This is a genomic window from Bradyrhizobium sp. LA6.1 (assembly GCF_040547805.1).
Taxonomy (GTDB): domain Bacteria; phylum Pseudomonadota; class Alphaproteobacteria; order Rhizobiales; family Xanthobacteraceae; genus Bradyrhizobium; species Bradyrhizobium barranii.
Genome location: NZ_JBEPQK010000020.1, coordinates 95,054 through 114,033 on the forward strand (window position 1 = coordinate 95,054; position 18,980 = coordinate 114,033).

Sequence of the window (18,980 nt, forward strand, 5' to 3'; positions counted from 1 at the left end):
AGGCGCGTTCGGTGCTGCCCATCGTGTCATGGGAGCGGACCAACTATCCGTTGGCCGTTGCGCGCTGCGATCGTCGGCAGCATGTCCATGTGCTGCTCGCGCGGCTCGGGGATCCTGTGCAGATCGCGGAAGAATTCCTCGTGACGACGCGGCGTGGAGACGAGGATGTGTCTCGCGTCGGCCGGCCCCTCATTGGTGAAGCCGTGAACAACTCCTCTCGGCACGAGAATCCGCGAACCGGGTCCAGCGACCTCGGTCTGGTCTCCCACGAAGTATTTCACCTGGCCCTCCAGGAGGACAAACAGCTTGTCCTCCTCCTCGGAGATGTGGGCGGGTGCGCCGAAGCCCGGCTTGATGGTCATGTCCAGCACCGTGAACGGGCTTTCCTGCGGATTGATAATTTTCGTCGTGAGACCGGCAAATTCGGTCGTTTCGAACTTCGTCGTGATGACGCTCTGCATTGGCCAAGGCTCCATTGACTTCGGAGCTCGATAGATTGCATGCGGGAGGGCTGCGGATTAGTCCCCTTCCGCAAGCCACAGCGGCTGTAGTTCTGGCCAATTGGCATCGGAGTTTCCCCGAAGACCAGTTCTGCTGCCCGAGCGGTCCACCTCAAACTGTCGGCATGAACAACGACAACAACGGAAATCACTGCCCCGCAGCTGCAAGGTGTCGCTCGAACACACGGCTAAAATCCGCGACCTTGGCGCTTAGATCGGCCCGCGACGGATATGTGAGATGCAGGCGGATTGTCCCGGAGAACTGCTCTGGCAAAATCGGCACGACGAGCCCCGATGCGTATTCCACTCTGCAGAGGGCTTCCGGAAGCAGACCAATCCCCTGGTGATTCAGCACAAGTTCACGAGCAAGAGCGAAGGAGTCGACCGCGACATGAAAGGCGGGCCACGTCGCCCCGCCCGGCAAGGAGCGGGATAGAAGGCGCAGCAATTCACGCCTCGATGGCCCGATCAAGGTCGACGCGTCGCGAATATCGACGGGGATCCCGTGACTGCTCACATAGTCTGCGCTCGCATAAAGACCAAACTTCATGTCGATTGTGCCCTTGATCAGGGCTTCCTGAGGATTGGCCGCTCCGATGCGGAGCGCAATATCAATATCCTGGGAGATGAGATCGAGCACGTCGTTCGTGAGCGACACCTCAAAGCGCACATTGGGGTGTTCGTTTCTGAAATCCCCGATCGCGGCTGCCACGATCCTGACCGGAAAGTCGGCCGGCAGCGTGATGCGGATTTCGCCGGCATATGGGTCGTCAGCACCGCTTACCCCCCGGAGCGCGTTGACAAGCAGGGCAAGCGCGCCAGCCGAACGCTGGTAGAGTTCTCGTCCTGCGGCCGTGAGGGCAAAAGCGCGCGTGGACCTCTTGAAGAGCCGCGCATCGAGCGCCGCCTCCAGGCTGCGGATGCGCAAGCTGACGGACGACCTCGGCGTGTTGGTTTCGCGGGCTGCCGCCGCAAATCCGCCGGCGCGCACGACAGCGACGAATGTCTGCAGGGAATTCAGGTCGATCGGCTGCGCGTCGGTGTGAGCGAGACTTGAATGTTCATTCTGATCATCCTTCTCGGCCTCTTCGAGAGCGCTGCTGTGTGCCTTCATGACGTCCTGCTTCCGGTGATGGTCCGGCGCGCGCGGGAACTTCATGAGGGAAGGGAGCGGCAACCGATAGCGAACCTATGGACGGCAACAATGACCGGAGCGCACCAGGACTTGCGACGCAATTGAACGTGACCGTCGGTTGATTGAGCAAGCCGCGATATCGTCGGCTCATCGTTCATGGTGGATGCTCTCAGGGGAGAGGGCGGGATGAATCCCGCCCTTTCATCGTCAGATAGTCGGATGAAGGTCGCGAACGGGGCTCACCTCCTCGAGGAGCGAGGCAACCTTGAGCACCGTCGATTCCGCCAGCCAGGAGGAGACGAGTTGTACGCCGATCGGAAGGCCATCGTGGCTCGTTCCAAACCGCATTGATAGCGCGGGCATTCCCGTCAGGCTGAGCGGTGATGTCGCGCTCATCACGTGGAAGGGTGAAACCGTCACGCCATCGACCACGATGTCCTTGAGACCGTGTTTGGTCGCCGGGAACGGGGTCACCGGACATAGCAGCACATCGTACCGCTGGAAGTAGTCGGCGAAGCTGTCGCGAAGGCGCTCTATGGCCTGCTCGGCGGCGACGAAATCGGCGATCGGCGTATCGGGTGCATCAAGGACCAGTTTGGCGTGCCTGAAGATCTCGGCCTCATGGCCGGCGGTGACCTTCTCGAACTCGCGCCGGGATTCCATCTGCTGGAGCTGCCAGAGGACGCTGTTGGCATCGGTCTGCTCCACCACCGGCAACCGGACCTGTTCGACGTGGTAGCCGGCAATGCGCAGCGCATGTGCCGCTGCCTTCACGGTCGCGACCACTTCCGGATCGATGGGTCCGAAGAAGCCCGGAGAGGCCATCCAGCCCACGCGAAGCTCACGGGTCGATTTCGTACCTAGCCCTGTATCGAGGCTGGGCGAGCTGACCGAGAAGCCGTCGGCGCCGTCGGGTCCTGCCATCAAGGAATAAGCGAGCGCCACATCGCGAACCGAACGTGCCATCGGACCGATATGCCAGAAGCGACGTGGCACCCGGGGCCAGTGGCCTGTCATCGGCATTCGACCGTGAGTGGCCTTGAATCCGACGACACCGGTATGCGCTGCCGGGCCGCGCAAAGAGATCGAGAGATCGCTGCCCACACCGAGTGGCGACATGCCCGCCGCGATGGCAGCGGATTCACCGCCGCTCGATCCGCCCGGCGTGTAGTCGAGGTTCCAAGGGTTGTTGGTTTGGCCCGTCAGGAGATTGTCGGTTTCGATCGAATAGGAAAATTCGGGCGGGTTCGTCTTTGCGATGAGAATGGCGCCGGCGGCCTTCAGCCTGGCCACGACGGTGGCATCAGTATCAGGCACGCGCCCCCTGAAAATCGGCGAACCGCGCTGTGTCAGCACACCCGCCGTGTCGATTCCGTCCTTGACCGTGAACGGAACGCCATGGAGAGGGCCGAGCTGGGCGCCCGACATCACCGCCGCTTCGGCCGTCCTGGCGCCTTCGATCGCGCCGTCGGCCAGCGTCACGATCGCGTTCAGCCTGGGATTGACCGCCGCGATGCGGTCGAGATGCGCCCGCATGACCTCGACGGGCGAAAGCTCCCGTTGGGCAATGAGCTGGGAGATGCGGGTGGCGTCCATTCTAACGATGTCATCAGTCATATCGATCCTACCTGTCATTTGGTAGGCTGGACATGTCCCTCGCATTTACGGACTTCAATCCCTACCTGCCATTTGGTAGGGACACGTTGAGGTGATCACGATGAGCGAAAATGCGAGGGAAGCAATCCTGGCCGCGGCGCGCAGGACAGCGCAGGCCCACGGCTATGGCGGGTTGAACTTCCGCGACATCGGGGCTGAAGTCGGCATCAAGGCTGCGAGCATCTATCATCACTTCCCCGGCAAGGCCGAGCTGGGTGCGGCGGTGGCGAGACGCTACTGGGAGGATACGGCGGCGAACCTCGAAGCTCTTTCAAAAGCGAACGGAGATCCAAGAAAGGCGCTCCGCGCCTATCCGGGACTTTTTCGTCGATCGCTCGAGCAGGACAATCGCATGTGCCTCTGTAGCTTCATGGCAGCCGAATATGATGATCTGCCGGACGCCGTCAAAACCGAGGTGCAGGCTTTCGCCGATGTCAACGTGGCATGGCTGACCAGGATGCTCGCTGCGGCTTCAATTCCCGCCAGCAAGCGTGAAGCAAAAGCGCGCGCGATCTACGCGGCCGTTGCCGGCGCGCAGCTGATGGCGCGGAGCCGCGCCGACCTGAAATTGTTCGATGCGCTGATCGAAAGCTATCGGGGATCGGGCTTGATCCCGACTTGAAAGCCGATCCTGCCTGCGCCGCCCAAACGGCTGGTGGAGATGAATCGTGGACATCTTTGGCTTCTTCACGTCGGCGCTTGCGTGCCAATTGACAGTCAATTGGAGAACGTGCTCGCCCTGCGGACGAGCAGTTCATCGCCCTTTCGGCTGACTTCGAGCGCGGGGGCCTGGTATGGCGTTGAGACAACGACGCGCTGACCGGGCGCCAGTACTGTCACAAAGCGGATCGGCGTTCCCGCTTCACCCTGTGCAAGAGTCGTGACGACGCGGAATCCATCGGGCTCGACCGTGTAGTAGGCGACGCCGGATACATCGCCGAGATTGATGCTCAGGCCCTCGATCGGCTGCAGGCCGTTAGCGTGTGCGGCTCCGAGTGAGGCGAAGGTGACGGCGGCTGCGAGAAACGAGCTGCGGACTGACATAGGAACCTCCGTTGGCTTCGGCAGCGGGCGGGTCGCCCGTCTGGCTGATCGCGGCGGAATCGCGGTTTCCGTAAAGCTCTCGCAATTTGGTCTTCAGGACTTTTCCGGTCGCCCCGTGCGGAAGCTCGTCGACGAACAGAACATCGTCCGGCATCCACCACTTCGCGATCTTGCCCTCGTAAAAGGCCAGGAGATCTTGCGCCTCGAGCCTCGACCCCTGGCGCCGGACCGCAAGCACGAGCGGGCGTTCGTCCCATTTTGGATGCGCAATACCAATCACCGCCGCTTCGACGATTTCGGGGTGGGCCATCGCCAGGTTTTCGAGTTCGATTGACGATATCCATTCGCCTCCGGACTTGATGACGTCCTTCGAGCGATCCGTAACCTGCATATAACCGTCGCTGTCGATCGTGACGACATCACCCGTGAAAAACCAGCCATCGGCACGCTCGCTTTCCGGCATCTTGTAATACGCGCGGGCAATCCAGGGCCCCCGAACCACGAGGTCGCCAACTGCCTTGCCATCGTGGGGGAGTTTTCTGTTGTTGCCATCGCGAATGCCGATCTCGACCCCGAAAAGCGCACGTCCTTGTTTGACCTGGCGAGACCGCCGTTCAGCTCTCGACGAGGTCATGTGCTTGCGCAGTGGCTTCGAGATCGTCGCGAGCGGGCTGGTTTCCGTCATGCCCCAGCCATGCAGAACTTCTACTCCGTATTCGTCCTGCAGCGTTTCCATCAGGGAGGCCGGACATGCCGTGCCACCGATCAGCGCACGATTGAGCGTCGTCGGCTTCACGCCGGCGCTTTGCAGGTATCGAACATAGCCCAGCCAGACCGTCGGCACGCCGCCGGCGAAAGTCACCCCATGGTCCTCGAACAACCTGTGCAGGCTCTCACCGTCGACGTTTTGTCCGGCCATCACCAGCTTCGAACCCGTCGCCGTTGCACAATACGGCATTCCCCAAGACATTGCGTGGAACATCGGCGAGACAAGCGCGACCGTGTCATCCAGAGAAATGCGACAAGCGTCTGGGAGCGCTGCGGCGCAGGAATGCAGCACGGCGCTGCGATGGCTATACAGCACACCCTTTGGGTTTCCTGTCGTTCCCGACGTGTAGCACAGTCCGCATGCCGTGTTCTCGTCGAACTCCGGCCATGCATAGGCTTCCGAGCACCCGGAGAGAAATCCTTCATAGGATGGGAAGCCTTTGGCTCCCACGATCTTTGCGTCGCCAGCCTCGCCCAGATATATCCACGCTTCAACAGTCGGACATTGCGGCATTAAAGAGTGTACGAGATCGATAAAAGCCAGATCGAAGAATACAATCGCATCTTCGGCGTGGTTGATGATGTATATGATCTGGTCCACGAACAGCCTTGGATTGATCGTGTGGCAAACGGCTCCCATTCCGGAAATGCCGAAGTATAGCTCCAGATGCCGATAGCTATTCCAGGCTAAGGTCGCCACGCGATCGCCTGGCTTAATGCCGATCGAGTCCAATGCATTTGCGAGCCGAGAACTGCGCTCGAGAAGGCCGCTGTAGCTCGTGATGTGATCGGGCTTGTCGGGAGTTCGGGAGACGATCTCGACATCGGGAAAGGAGCGCGCCGCGTGCATGAGAATGGACGACAGGAGCAACGGAGTTTGCATCATTAAGCCAAGCATGGCGAATGTTCCCTCGGTTTCAACGCTTTCACTTCAGCCGCAAGCGACTGTTCGTGCGGGCAGGAGATGGTCCGCACTGGTATCCATTTGGCGAGAGGTCTTCATCAGCCAGGACGACTCGCCCGCCCTCTCGCCGTTGGGTGCCCGGTCCCCGAACACGCGCCTTCGCGCGAGACCTGAGAAGGATGGCGAGCTTGAAGTGAACGACTAGCAGCCTGATCGCAAAGGACGTGACGAGCCATATGACTGACAGGGGCATTTGTCTTCCAAACACGATTTAGATTCGATGCTGTGAATGAAGCTAAGACTCTGGAAGCTGGATGTCGTGAGCCGCCGGCGCCCTTTCACCGGTACTGGCACGCACCGCTCGCTGCCACGTCGCGCCGCCAACTCGGTCATCAGCTATTGGAACGAGAAGATATTCTTCCAGTCGTTCTTCATGCTGATGATGGTCCAGTTTTTCTTCCTGGCCTCAGCGTAGAGCGCGGGGGTGAAGGAACCGATCTTGGTATAGGGCAGCCCCTGCGCCGGACCATAAGCGTACTCACGTATTCCATCGTCGTGCAGTACAAGCATCGATAGTCGCGCACCCTCCCCGGCACCCGTATATTCCAGCATCTGCTGGTCTCCAGTCGAGTTGCCAAATGAAGCGTTCGGACGCCGACCAATCATCAAGTGAATGCCCTCCGGTTTCCCGGCAGCGCTGTCATACAGCATGAGCCTGGGTTCACTAATGAGGACCGGCTTGCCGTCCTTGTCATAATCATATTTGACGGCAAGCGCCGACCCGACCACCTGCTCCGGCGGGATGCCGTAGACCTGCTGTGAATACAGACGCACAAAATCCTGACCGAAGCCTGTGACAATGTAGGTCTTAAAGCCATTCGCCCGCAGGTAGGTCATCACCTCCAGCATCGGTTGGTAGACGAGTTCGGTATAGGGCCGCTTCCAGCGTGGGTCCTTCGCGGAGGAAAGCCATTTCTTTCCTTCGGCCTCGAACTCGTCAGTTGTTATGCCGGCGAGCGTGGCAAGGACGATCTTTTCGAGGTCTCGCATCGAAAGCCCAGCTATCGCTTCCCGGTTTCCCGAGAGCACCGTCTTGAATGGCTCAACGTCCTTTAGCGCCGGCTCTTGCGCGACCAACACCGGGACCCGGTCGAGGCAATACACCATTTGGCTATAAATCGGCTGCTCCACCCAAAGCGTGCCATCCTGATCAAAAGTGGCAATGCGTTCCTCGGGAGGCACGAACTTCGGACTTGCCCGGTCTGTCGTGTCTCGGACGAAGTCGAGGATCGCTTGTTTGGCGGATCCGTTATTCCACGATGGCAATGGGCCGCTCGAAGCGGTCTGGGCCAACGCGGAGACGGATAAGGGCGGCGCGGATAGGGCTGGAAGCAGCGCCAACGTCGTGAGCAGGGTGCGACGGTCGATGCCGGAGCGCAGAATAGTTTCTTTCATGGTCGGCTATTCCTAGTTCAAATAGATCGGGTGTGAGCATGTTCGGTGAAATGCGACGGTCCGCACTGCTGATGGGGCTTGCAAGCGCCATCAGGTCGGCCGTGGGGGACAAAGGCTCATGGTGACTGGAACGCAGTGCTAGTCCGCGCGCACCCAAAGCGCCTCTAATCCATTGAAGTTGAGCATCGTCCGGCGCTCCAAGGGGTGCTCGGCACTCAGGCGGAGCTTCGGGAACCGCTCGAAAAGCACCGAAAGAGCGATCTGTGCCTCGGCCCGGGCCAATGGCGCGCCAAGACAGAAATGGGCGCCGCCGCCAAATGAGATGTGACGCTTATCCGGCCGTTCGATGTCAAACCGCTTTGGGTCGGGATGCGCCTCTGAGTCGTGGTTCGCCGCGTAGAGCACGGCATTGATCGTCTGCCCCGCCGCGACCGGGCACCCGTCGATCTGCATCGCTTCGGTTGCGATCCGAGTGCCTTGCACGACTGGCGCGTCATAGCGCAACACTTCCTCGACGGCGCTACGAACCAGGCTCGGATTAGCGAGCAGTTTGCTGAGTTCACCGGGATGCTGTAGCAGGGCTAGTACGGCGTTACCGATAAGATCAGTCGTCGTCACGTTGCCCGCAAAGAGCAAACTATGGCAAACGTTTGTGATCTCCGCTTCGTCGAGCTGCTCGCCGTCCTCTTCGGCGTCGATCAGGCTGCTTATCAGATCGGCCCGTCGTTCCTTACGACGCTTTTGGATTACCTCAGCGAAGTAGCTGGTGAGAGCAGCATTGCAGGATGCCAGGATGGCCTCCTGCTCCGGCGTGCGTTGCGGGTTGAACATCTGTAGTTTGCCGTCAGACCACTGCTTGAAGTCGTCGCAGCGGGCGGTATCGACGCCCAACATCAGCGCGATGGCGATCGTCGGCAACGGTCGGGCATAAGCCTCCATAATATCGAAGCAGGATGGATCGTCGATGTCGTCCAGCAAGCCGCATGCGACCTCAGTGATACGCGGGCGCATCGCATCGACCGCGACCTGGTTGAACGCCTTGACGACCAGGGAGCGCAGGCGCTTATGGTCCGGGTCATCCATATGCAGTATGAGCGGCTGAAATGTCTCATCCACCTTCAGTTGCACCCGAGAGAACGAACCCGGGCGGGATTTCCGTGGATCGGAGGCCAGTTCGCGATTATTCATGACGGCATCGACATCGACCGCACGGGTCAGCACCACCCGATCGAACATCCGGTCCTGGTGCACCGGCTCGCGCGACCTCAGCATATCGAGATATTCGTCTGGCCGCTCCCGAAAGACGGGATCCAAGTGGGTCAGGGAAATTCCCGTTGGCACCGCAGTCTCGTCGTTACTCATGGATCTCGTCCTTTCGCTAGGGTTTAGTTCCGATCGGCTTGGAACGAGCGAAGCCTCCGCGCATGGCAGTCATCGTCGCCGAAGGTGATCGAGGCCATCCAGCGCGGGCATGACGCTAACTTGCGAAAACGCGACGCTCGGCGGGACGGGCAATCAGCAGATAAGAGGCCAGCGCCAGAAGCGAACACGGCGTCATGACCGCGGCCATCGATAGCGCTGATCGTCCGTCGTAAAGACACGCAACGAGCCCGCTTGAGACGGCGCCTGCCATCATCTGAATGCTTCCGGACACAGCGCCTACCGCGCCGGCGATCTGCGGCAACGGATGCATCGTCGCGCGGATGGCGTTCGGTATGGTCAATCCGAAGGCAAGACCAACAGCGACCAGAAGTGAAACAACAAGGAGTAGCGGTACCCAGCCGACCAGTGTCGTGGCAAGCAATAGCCCTGAAGCCACCGCCGAGACTGTCAAACCCCTCATCAGCACATAAGCTGGTGAGACGTTCCAAGCGACGAGCCGGCGATCGAAGAAAGCCCCGGCCATGACCGATCCGGAGCACGCACTGAAAATCAGGCCATACTGATTAGGCCGTAGCCCCATGCTGTTGATGAAGAACAGGGAGGACCCGGTGACATAAGCCATAACGGTCCCGCCGGCGGCTGCACCGACCAGAATGTATGCGAACGAGATCGGATGCCTCAGGACTTGAAGATAGCTGCGGCCAATGATTGATGGTGCAAGGCGATTGGTCTGATCGATCTTTGCACTTTCGGCAAAGCCGGTGACCAATGCGATCAACAAAACCAGACCCATTACGAACTGAATCGTGTAAATCAGGCGCCAGCTGCCCAGCGCCAGTAGAGCCGCGCCAGCGGTCGGCGCGATCAATGTGACTACATTTATGGCAATGACAACGTTGGCCATCTTCGCACGCGCATTATCCCCCTCGAACAGGTCGCGGATGATTGCAAACGTCAACGTTGTGCTGGCCGCGCCGCAGCCTTGGCCGAAGCGGCACACCAGCAGCACCGGTAATGATTGGGCGAGCGCGCAAGCGAGACTGCCGACGACAAAGAGCGTGACGCCGAATACCACGACGGGCCTGCGACCGTACCGATCGGATACCGGCCCATAAACAAGCGGCGCCGTCGCCAGACTGAGCATGAAAACACTCATCGTAAAGCCGACATCCGCGGGCGGCGCGCCGAGAGCGGCGCCAGTGGCCGCCAGTGCCGGTAAGCTCATGTCAATGCCCGAATACGGAACTGAGGCAAGAAGGCCCAGCAACAGCGTGAAGGCAAACGATGCGGGTTGAATACGCATGGGTTGAATATCCGATACGTTGCTGATCCCGCGCGTCGTCAGATGCGGCGGGTGTCCGCGGAGATATCGATCGCCTCCCAGACGAAGGACGGAAGAATCAACCTTCCATCCTTCCCGGGAGCGGAAGCAAGTCACCGATTGGCGGCGGCACGTCGACCTTGCTTAGCGACCGTGGTGCCGCCCGGGTCGCTTATCTCATTCGACCCTTGCGCGACTTGGTTGATGATCCGCAGGATTTCGGAGCGAGTGTCGATCGTCTTGAACTCGTCGGCCATAGCTGAGGCACCCGAACGATAGTCCGGCTTGTCGAGCACGCTCCGCACGGCCTCGCGCAACGCTTGCGGTGTCGGATTGTTGGTCGCAAGATTGATTCCGACCCCGGACCATGCCACACGCGCGTTCACGTCCGCCTTGTCTTCCGTCAACCCTGCGGTCACAAGCGGAATTCCAAAGCTCATCGCCTGGTTGACACTCCCATATCCACCGTTGGTGACGAGCACGTCGACCTTGGGTAGAAGCCACTCGAACGGCAGATAGCTGGAGAGACGCGCATTGCCGGGAATTGGGCCGGGAATGTCGCCGACCGCGCGACCGCCTGCTGTGACGACCACAAGCAAGTCAGGTTCGTTCGCGAGTCCCGCGAGCGCCGGCGCGATCAACAGGTCGAAATCGTGGTTTGCCAACGTACCCTGCGTCACCAGCACAACCTTGCGCGAGCCGTCCAGTTCGTGCGCCCACGACGGAAGCGGGACCTGGTTGGGTATAATCGGAGGGGTGCCAACAAAAGTCACCGAGGAAGGGATATCGCGTGGAAACTCAAAACGCGGCACCGTCAGCTGCATATAGGCATCTGCAAGCTCTACGACGGATTCAAAGAGAGGCTTGGTCACCGGTCCAACGCCCAGCTCCCTCAGGTACCGATTGACGCAAAGGCTGAGAGGCCCGTCGACGATCTTGTCCTGTTCTCGTGCGAAGGCGGCATATTCGTCGAGTTGCGCTCGGGTGGCTGCGGGCGGCAGACCCGCAAAAACTGGCGCTTTGTCGTCGCGTTGCCAGTGCAAGATGGATGTGCCGCAAAGAACGATGGGCGGGCGTTTCGAGCGCGGTCCGAGCAGCATCGGCAGGACGCCAAAAAACATGTCGTCGCCGATGATGACGTCGGCGGGGAATTCCCGCAGGACCTTGTGCATGCCGCTGTACTGACCGGGAATGGGATCGACGAAGAGGCGTTCGATTACTAAGCGCCGCCATTGTGGCCCGAGTGGCGCGGCCTTTACTTCGTCGGACATGACAATTTCGTTTGCATTAATATCCGCCTCTTTGGGGAGCGGACAGAAATTTGCTTTGAACCGCGCGACACGGCTACGCAGGGGGCTCCCGGTCAAAAAGGCAAGTTCGTGGCCCTCCGCGATCAAGACGTGGCCGATCGCAAGCAGCGGATTGAGATGGCCGGTCATGGGGGTCGAAACGACGAGAATCTTCATATGATCGTCTCGTCCGATTGTCGACATAGCGATCTCCTTTGGATTGCGACGCAAAACCTGTAAGGCGTCGAGGCTGAAGAGCACTGCGGCGGGCCGGCCGGGCGGCATTGCGTTCGCCCGTCCCCTTTCCGCATTGGAATCATCCTGAGAAGGCGCCAATTCGCTCGAAATTTAGTTCGAGACCGACTTCACCTTGCGGACGAGCACGCTGTCGCCGTTCCGGCTGATTTCGAGCGCATCTGCCTGGTACGGTGTTGAGAACGCCACACGCTGACCCGGTGCAAGAACAGACACAATACGGATCGGCGTTCCCGCCATGCCTTGTGCGAGGGTCGTGACAACATGGAATCCGTCGCGCCCGACGGTGTAGTAGGCGACACCGGACACTTCGCCGAGGTCGATGCTCATACCATCAATCGGACGCAGGCCATCGGCGTGGGCGGCCTCCAGAGAGGCCAAGGCGAATGCTGCGGCTACAAACATGCTACGGATCGACATAGCGATCTCCTTTGGGTTGCGACATAAAACCTGTAAAACGTCGAGGCTGAAGAACACTGCGACGAGCCGGCCGGGCGTATTACGTCCGCCCGCGCCTTTCGGCATTTAGGCGTTCGCGCCGCCGAAGCTTGGCGGATTGATACCCATTGCTGCGATCGGCTCGCTGAAGGCTGCGCCCACACTCAGCTATATGCTGACGGGCGGTCCTCTTTGACCCAGTGCTTTTCAGCCTCAGAATCGGGGTCAGGCGGCTTCATTCCTTGGATGGTCCAGAAATCGATTGGCGTTTCGTCAATGTGGACCTCCCAGCGATAACCCCGCTCGCGTGCGAAGGGATTGAGCGTAGTGTTGACGCGCTCCAGCCACCCCGCTCGCCGCTCGGGAGCAGTTGCGCGAGCAATCTGATCAATCCAAATCCTGACAAAATCGTTCGTTGCCTTTCCGCCGACAAAGAACGAGTTCTTTGGCAGTTCGTGAAAGACAATGCTTGCATAGAACCGGGGCAGGCCGACATCCGCGTAGAGGTCCGTGATACGCGTCGCAAGCGCGCGCTTGTCCTCGGCTGAGTACGCATTTTCCGGGCAGTAAATATGCCACAGAGGCATTTGAGTTCTCCTTGTCAAGCTCCTGGCAGGGCGCGCCCGCCAGCATGCTGCCGCGTGAGGACGGGCCGACGGCAGGCGCCGACCCGGAACGCTCCATCACGCGAGTTCTTCGAGATGCCCGAGGCCCAGACCGTCGACGACGGCCTTCTGGACGGGCGCGATGTCGGCATTGATCTTGTCAGCACCGAACGACGTGCCCACCACCGTCCGAGCGGCGCGACTGCCCTTCGCCTGGCCGACGAGCTTGGCGACGGCCTCGGCAATGTCGTGAGGCTTCGGAGCGTTCTTTCCCTGCAGCATTGACGTGAAGGTCTTGTAGATGGCGTCGGGAATCTGGCCGACCTCGCCGTAGGACTTCGTGATGTCGCCGTCGGCAGGCCTCTGGATGCTCGAGTACAGGCTTGTCGGGTAAGCGCCAGGTTGAACTTCCACCACGTCTACGCCGAGTTGGGAGACCTCCAGCCGAATGCTGTCGGTCAAAGCTTCGATCGCCATCTTGCTCGCGCCGTAGATGCCGACGAAGGGGAACGTCACGCGGCCGAGGACCGAGCCCATGTTGATAATGAGGCCGTCGCGCTCCCGACGCATCGAAGGCAGCACTGCCCGTGTAACGCGGAGGAGCCCGATGACGTTGGTGTCGAAGATCGCCTTCGCCTGATCCGCCGTGAAGGCTTCGGTCACGCCGACCGACGCAATGCCGGCGTTGTTGACCAGCACGTTGATCTTGCCGGCCTCGGCGAGGATAGAAGCAATGGCGCGATCGACCGAGCCGTCATCGGTAACGTCGAGTTCCACGACGCCTATTTTCTGGCTTCGTAGCGCGTCGGCGTGCCTGCGATTGCGGCTGGCGATGTCGCGCATCGCGGCGAACACGCGATAGCCGTCGCGCGCCAGCCTTTCCGCGGTTTCGCGGCCGAAGCCGCTCGATGTGCCGGTGATGAGAATAGTCCTGGTCATGGTTTGCCTCCGGTGGTGAGGGTTGCGGGTCAATGCGAGATGATCAGCCGGTATGGCTGGTCAGGAACTGGCGGAGTACCGCGACCGGGATGTCCGAGAACGAGCTTCAACAGACGTCAGGAGCGGCGGGTTGGGGTGATGAAGCCTTGGATGCGAGTCAGAAGGCGAATTCCAGGCTGGCGTGTGCAACCAACGTTCCCGTAGACGCAAACGAAACGCGGGTTTCCGTGAAGGCCGACGCTTTGCCAAAGCGCAATGCTTCCGCTCGTACATGATAGTCATCGTTGACGGCTGGACGCAGGAAGTGAGTGTGCTGATACACGGTGCCTTTAGTGATGCGCCCCGTCGTGCCCGCGGACAGTGATGCAACCGAGTCAATGGCCGCCATAATTGCCTGGCCACACACCGCACAGCTTGACAATTTGAGCGCATCATTTTGTGGAAGCATCGCGGACACGATGCCCGGGCAGACCTTGAACTCACGAAGGCCGAGCATTTTCACCCAAGGCGCGAAAACATATTCGTACAACTCAAGAACGGTGGCATCCGTCACGGGCAAACAATGAAGCGGAACCGGAATTCCAAGCCGCCCAACTCCCAAGGCAGGATCGGACTCGTTTTGCGTTGCCTGCTCGGTCACAAGAGCCCGGTTTCCCGTTAGCGTCATTGTATTCTGAACTTCTGCAATCATTGTTGCCTCCGATTCTCGTCAAAGCGTGACTACCAGGATCGGAATCTAGGCGGCTGGACCTCAGGTGTCGTGAGACGATCGCGCCCAATCGTCCGTACTGGCGCGCACCGCCTGGCGCGCCTCGCGGCGATGCTGACACGATCTCGGGGGCGTGATTTGGCGTGACGCAGAGTTGAGTGGGACTCGTCCCGGGCCACGCTAGCTTGATCGACGTCTGCCCGTGGTTTCCGGCGCAGGCCATTACAAACCGTGCGATTAGGCTTGCCAAGACTCGTTTTACCAAGACCCGTGGAGGTGATGATGCGCCCGAACGACGATTTTCTCAGCGCTCCAGAATTGGACTATGACGGTTTCCGATCTGCAATGCGCGAGGATTGGGGATGGTTTACTCCTGCTCGCGAAACCAACATCTTCGCCAGCAAGGTGCGCACGCGGCGCGTCTTCGGATTCGCTGCAGTGGATCTCACCTGCAGCGCTACCCGCCTTGAGCGGACGGAACAGGACATTCGCCGTGATAACATGGAGTACTATTTCGTCACAGTTCAGGATACCGGCGAATCGATCATCATTCACAACGACCGAGTCGTAAATATCACTGCTGGCGATGTCATCCTGCTCGATTCCACAAAACCCGTGACATTCATCTCGCGGGCCGAAGACAGCGCGCAATGGCTTGGTGTGCAAGTGCCGCGCCAGAAGCTGGCGTCGCATCTCGGCTTCGAACCGCAGGGTGGCGTGTGCGGTCCTCGGCAGGCGCAAGCGTCACGTCTGCTCTGTCAACTCGCTCTTGACCCGATCAGCGATGCAGAACCGGCGTTCGCGTCGACTGATCAATTTATGCATCTGGTGGTCTACGATCTCCTCGGCGCACTGTTTGCACCTCCCGCCCCGCTTGGCTCGCGTCACAACGACAAGCTGTTCATGCGCGTCTGCGGCATCATAAAGGACCGCTTTGCCGATCCGGACATCTCTCCGCGGGAGGTGGCTGCCGAGGCGGGAATTTCACTGCGCTATTTGCAGAAGCTGTTCACGGCCCGTGGGTCGACATGCGGTCACCACATATGTTCGGCCCGTCTGGATCATGCGGCGCGTCTGATCGAACGACGCGCGTTGATGAAGACAGGTCAGCCTCTCAGCGATATTGCCTACGCCTGCGGCTTTCGCGACTACACGCATTTTGCGCGCGGCTTCCGCCGGCGTTTCGGCACCGCGCCGGGCGCCGTCGGAGCAGGCGCCACCGGTAACGACAGCGCACGGGTGTGAAGGCTGCAGAAACAGAGGCAAGCGCAGTTAAGCTCGGCTCTCGACCGAATTCAGAAAGGATCTCGCTTTCCAACCCCTGTCGCGCCCAGAAGCAATCCGGGGGGGCGACCGTCGAAAACAGAGATCTACCTTACATTTCGATAGGAGCTGGCGGAGAGAGTGGGATTCGAACCCACGGTACGGTTTCCCGCACACACGCTTTCCAAGCGTGCGCCTTAAGCCACTCGGCCATCTCTCCGGAGCGCCCTCTCTTGAAGGGGAGCCGATGATTTTGCAAGAGATCGCGGGGAAATCGGGTGAATTTTCCGTAAGATATTGTATTTGAAAGACAATATCTGGCGCCAGCTGGCGCTTCGGAACCGCTCAAAGGCTGAACCGGAAGCGGGTTTGGCGCGACGATTCACTCAAGACCGCCAAACACGACCGGGGACGCCATGACCATCCAAAAGACCATCGTCGCGCTGGGCCTGATTTCGGCCCTTGGCTCCGCCTTTGCCGCGTCGGCCGCCGCGCAGGTCTGCACCCGGCAGGGCGTCGACGTGAGTTGCGACGACGGGCGGCGCGGGGTGCTTTCGGGCGATGCCATCATCTGGCCGGACGGGACGCGCTCGAACGCCTCGCCGCATCCGAGCGTGATCATCGGCAACAAGAGCTCGGTGCATGTCGGACCCGGCGTGTTCGTCGGCCAGGGCAAGGGCATGGTGCCGCTGGACGATCCCAACGCGCCGAACAAGCGGCAATGCGCGATTTTGGACGGGGTGTCGTATTGTTATTGAGCACCTCTCCCCGCGAGAACGGGGAGAGCAAGAGAGCTTAAATCAACCTTACACCTGATATCGCCGACTTCAGCCAGCGTAGCGCCTGCGGCGGCTGGGTCTCGAGCGGCGCGACGACGGCCTTCTCGGTCCGGCACTTCTCCAGCTCGGCAACGAAGTCGGCGGACCACTGCTGGATGGTGTGGCCGCGCAGCGTCTTCATCATCGCGTCCCAGCGCATCTTGCGCTCGGTGAGCGACATCGCGGCCGCGACCGCGATCGCGCGGGCCATGCCGTCGATATCGTGCGGATTGACCAGCAGCGCCGTTTCGAGCTCGTTGGCGGCGCCGGCGAACTTCGACAGCACCAGCACGCCGGGATCGGCCGGGTTCTGCGCGGCGACATATTCCTTGGCGACGAGGTTCATGCCGTCATGCAGCGGCGTCACCACGCCGATCTGCGCGGTGCGGTAGAGACCCGCAAGCACGGCCTGGCTGAAACCCTTGTTCAGGTAGCGGATCGGCGTCCAGTCGACCTCGCCGTGGCGGCCGTTGACGTCGCTGACGAGACGCGCGACCTCGTTCTGGAGATTGCCATAGGCCTCGATCGCACCACGCGAGGGGTTGGCGATCTGGAGCAGCGAGATGCTGCGCGCGAACTGCGGATGCTCGGTCCAGAGCCGGTCGAACGCGCTGATGCGATTGACGAGACCCTTGGAATAGTCGAGCCGGTCGACGCCGATGGCGAGCCTCTCGCCGTTGAGACTGCGGCGCAGCCGCGACACGTCGGGATGCGAGGCCGACTTCGCCGCATAAGCCGCGAACTTCTCCGCATCGATGCCGATCGGAAAGACCTCGCAACGCGTACGGCCATGCTGCGAGATCGCAACGCCGTCTTCGACGACGAGGCCGAGCTCGCCCGCGACATAGCCGAGGAAATTCTGGCAATCCTCATTGGTCTGGAAGCCGAGCAGGTCGTAGGCCAGCATCGCCGTGATCAGTTCGCGATGATTGGGCACGCCCTGCATCACCGCGACGACCGGCCACGGCGTGTGCAGGAAGAAGCCGATCGGATCATCGACGCCGAGATCGCGCAGCTCCGCGCCGAGCGCGAGGAAATGATAATCCTGCACCCAGAACGCCGTTTTCGCTTTCCGGAAGCGCATCAAGGCGCGCGCCATGAAGGCGTTGACCTCGCGATAGCTGACATAGTCGTCGCGCGAGACGCGGATCAGATCGCTGCGCGAATGCAGCGCCGGCCACAGCGCCGAATTGGCAAAACCTTCGTAATAGCCGCCGTAATGCGCCGCCGGCAGATCCAGCGTCGCTATCGCACCCGACCCAAGCGCTTCGATCTCGGCGAACGGTTCCTTCTGATGGCCGTCGCGCACACGGCCCGACGAACCCACCCAGATAGCACCCGAATGTTCCACCACGGGAAGCAATGCCGCAGCCAAGCCGCCCGTCATCGGCTCGTTGGGTTTACCGCGCGCAACTCGATTTGAAACGACGACTAAATTCACAGGTCGTCCCCTCCTTCATTCCAACCCGTTTAACTGCTGTTCATCAATATGGTTCCTGTCCATCATTTGTACGAAATGAAACCAAAATCAGGCACATGCGTTGGAACCAGTTTTTCTGCTGGGAACCCGGCGGTTTCGCTCAACAAAGTCAGTTTTCGTGACTGTGTTGCCCAGCATGAATTGCGCGCGCAAGCGAACCACGCGAGCGACAATGTGGCCCCGAGGTGTCGGTGCCTTATTCCAACCTTGTGTCGTCGAGCAGACGCGCGAGGAACGCGCGCACATCCTTCGGCTCATCGAAATGGCCGTTGACGCCGATGGCGCGGCGACCGACCGAGAAGGACAGCCCGTTCATGTCGGGCATGATCGCGAACACGGTCTCATCGGTAACGTCGTCGCCAATGAAGATCGGACGGCGCCCTTTGAAGGGCTCATGCTTCATCAATTCGCGCACGCCGGTGGCCTTGGTGAAGCCGGAATGCTTGATCTCGCAAACGAACTTGCCGGGCAGCACCTCGATCGGCGCATTGGGCAGATCGGCGCGGATCAGCGAGACGGCTTCGAAGATCGCCTTCTCCGCATGCGGCGCGAGACGATAATGCAGCGCCAGCGAATAGCCCTTGTCCTCGAGTAGAATGCCGGGGCTGAGCTTTGCAATCGCAGCCAGGCGACGCTTCAGCTCCTTGTCCATCGGCGGCGCATGCACGTCGTCGGCCTCATTGCCCACCGACAGGCGCATTTCCGCGCCGTGACCGGCGACCGCGCGAAACACGTCGGGTGCGAAGATCAGGTCGATGTCGTTGAGCGAACGGCCGCTGACCATCGCCAGCGCGCCGGACGTGCGCTCGGTCAACAGGTTCAGCGTTTCCGACAGGCCCGGCGGCACCCACACCTCGCGCGGCGTCGGCATCAGGTCGAGCAGCGTGCCGTCGATGTCGAGCAGGATCGCGGTCTCGCCGAGATGCGGCACGAGCGCATGCGGCATCGGCACCGCGTCGGGCGCTTCTTCGTCGACCATGGGGCGCTTCTGATCCAATTCCGCGAGCTCCGATTTCAT

General features: G+C 60.6%; 18 protein-coding genes and 1 tRNA gene. 3 read left to right on the forward strand and 16 right to left on the reverse strand.

Annotated features, from left to right (window positions below):
* Positions 1 to 26: 26 nt before the first annotated feature.
* From ABIB99_RS35915 to ABIB99_RS35925, 3 genes are all read right to left on the reverse strand, one after another.
* Entirely contained in the window at positions 27 to 461 is a 435-nt protein-coding gene (locus ABIB99_RS35915; protein ID WP_354180245.1) for a cupin domain-containing protein, read from the reverse strand.
* Positions 462 to 648: 187 nt separating this feature from the next.
* Positions 649 to 1,614: a LysR family transcriptional regulator gene (locus tag ABIB99_RS35920; RefSeq protein ID WP_354180247.1), complete on the reverse strand. Its 966-nt coding sequence runs from the start codon at positions 1,612 to 1,614 to the stop codon at positions 649 to 651.
* 228 nt (positions 1,615 to 1,842) lie between these two features.
* Entirely contained in the window at positions 1,843 to 3,252 is a 1,410-nt protein-coding gene (locus tag ABIB99_RS35925) for an amidase (RefSeq protein WP_354180249.1), read from the reverse strand.
* A 100-nt stretch (positions 3,253 to 3,352) separates the two neighbouring features.
* Here ABIB99_RS35925 and ABIB99_RS35930 point away from each other — a divergent pair, with 100 nt between their 5' ends.
* On the forward strand, positions 3,353 to 3,913 hold the full coding sequence (locus ABIB99_RS35930) for a TetR/AcrR family transcriptional regulator (protein ID WP_354180251.1): 561 nt from the start codon (positions 3,353 to 3,355) through the stop codon (positions 3,911 to 3,913).
* Positions 3,914 to 4,008: 95 nt separating this feature from the next.
* Here the strand turns inward: ABIB99_RS35930 and ABIB99_RS35935 are convergent, their stop codons facing one another.
* From ABIB99_RS35935 to ABIB99_RS35980, 10 genes are all read right to left on the reverse strand, one after another.
* Positions 4,009 to 4,335: a hypothetical protein gene (locus ABIB99_RS35935; RefSeq protein ID WP_354180253.1), complete on the reverse strand. Its 327-nt coding sequence runs from the start codon at positions 4,333 to 4,335 to the stop codon at positions 4,009 to 4,011.
* A complete protein-coding gene (locus tag ABIB99_RS35940; RefSeq protein ID WP_354180255.1) occupies positions 4,268 to 6,001 on the reverse strand; it encodes a long-chain-fatty-acid--CoA ligase in 1,734 nt (577 codons plus the stop codon). Before ABIB99_RS35940 ends, ABIB99_RS35935 begins: the two co-directional genes overlap by 68 nt.
* 402 nt (positions 6,002 to 6,403) lie before the next feature.
* Positions 6,404 to 7,462, reverse strand: coding sequence for an HAD family hydrolase (locus ABIB99_RS35945; RefSeq protein ID WP_063980537.1), 1,059 nt, complete (start codon positions 7,460 to 7,462; stop codon positions 6,404 to 6,406).
* A gap of 138 nt (positions 7,463 to 7,600) precedes the next feature.
* Positions 7,601 to 8,824 (reverse strand): cytochrome P450, encoded by a 1,224-nt coding sequence (locus ABIB99_RS35950; protein ID WP_283017951.1) that lies wholly within the window; start codon positions 8,822 to 8,824, stop codon positions 7,601 to 7,603.
* Between the two features lie 115 nt (positions 8,825 to 8,939).
* Positions 8,940 to 10,148 carry a multidrug effflux MFS transporter gene (locus tag ABIB99_RS35955; protein WP_354113757.1) on the reverse strand — a complete coding sequence of 403 codons (1,209 nt, stop codon included), beginning with the start codon at positions 10,146 to 10,148 and terminating at the stop codon, positions 8,940 to 8,942.
* Positions 10,149 to 10,279: 131 nt separating this feature from the next.
* Entirely contained in the window at positions 10,280 to 11,632 is a 1,353-nt protein-coding gene (locus tag ABIB99_RS35960; protein ID WP_354180258.1) for a glycosyltransferase, read from the reverse strand.
* A 171-nt stretch (positions 11,633 to 11,803) separates the two neighbouring features.
* The gene (locus ABIB99_RS35965) at positions 11,804 to 12,235 is read right to left on the reverse strand and encodes a hypothetical protein (protein ID WP_231143783.1); all 432 of its coding nucleotides are present in this window, start codon (positions 12,233 to 12,235) and stop codon (positions 11,804 to 11,806) included.
* 77 nt (positions 12,236 to 12,312) lie between these two features.
* Complete coding sequence (locus ABIB99_RS35970; RefSeq protein WP_354180261.1) at positions 12,313 to 12,735, reverse strand: tautomerase family protein; 423 nt, start codon at positions 12,733 to 12,735, stop codon at positions 12,313 to 12,315.
* A gap of 96 nt (positions 12,736 to 12,831) precedes the next feature.
* Positions 12,832 to 13,692 (reverse strand): SDR family oxidoreductase, encoded by an 861-nt coding sequence (locus tag ABIB99_RS35975; protein ID WP_063980533.1) that lies wholly within the window; start codon positions 13,690 to 13,692, stop codon positions 12,832 to 12,834.
* Between the two features lie 157 nt (positions 13,693 to 13,849).
* On the reverse strand, positions 13,850 to 14,383 hold the full coding sequence (locus ABIB99_RS35980) for a PaaI family thioesterase (RefSeq protein ID WP_187387880.1): 534 nt from the start codon (positions 14,381 to 14,383) through the stop codon (positions 13,850 to 13,852).
* 300 nt (positions 14,384 to 14,683) lie between these two features.
* On the opposite strand from ABIB99_RS35980, the gene ABIB99_RS35985 reads away from it, so the two are divergent.
* Positions 14,684 to 15,646: a helix-turn-helix domain-containing protein gene (locus tag ABIB99_RS35985; protein WP_187387879.1), complete on the forward strand. Its 963-nt coding sequence runs from the start codon at positions 14,684 to 14,686 to the stop codon at positions 15,644 to 15,646.
* A 148-nt stretch (positions 15,647 to 15,794) separates the two neighbouring features.
* Here the strand turns inward: ABIB99_RS35985 and ABIB99_RS35990 are convergent.
* Positions 15,795 to 15,884: transfer RNA gene (locus ABIB99_RS35990), tRNA-Ser, on the reverse strand.
* Between the two features lie 196 nt (positions 15,885 to 16,080).
* On the opposite strand from ABIB99_RS35990, the gene ABIB99_RS35995 reads away from it, so the two are divergent.
* Positions 16,081 to 16,422, forward strand: coding sequence for a hypothetical protein (locus tag ABIB99_RS35995; RefSeq protein ID WP_063980509.1), 342 nt, complete (start codon positions 16,081 to 16,083; stop codon positions 16,420 to 16,422).
* Between the two features lie 37 nt (positions 16,423 to 16,459).
* Here the strand turns inward: ABIB99_RS35995 and ABIB99_RS36000 are convergent, their stop codons facing one another.
* Positions 16,460 to 17,923 (reverse strand): trehalose-6-phosphate synthase, encoded by a 1,464-nt coding sequence (locus ABIB99_RS36000; RefSeq protein ID WP_354180264.1) that lies wholly within the window; start codon positions 17,921 to 17,923, stop codon positions 16,460 to 16,462.
* Between the two features lie 235 nt (positions 17,924 to 18,158).
* On the reverse strand, positions 18,159 to 18,980 hold the full coding sequence (gene otsB, locus ABIB99_RS36005) for a trehalose-phosphatase (protein WP_354180266.1): 822 nt from the start codon (positions 18,978 to 18,980) through the stop codon (positions 18,159 to 18,161).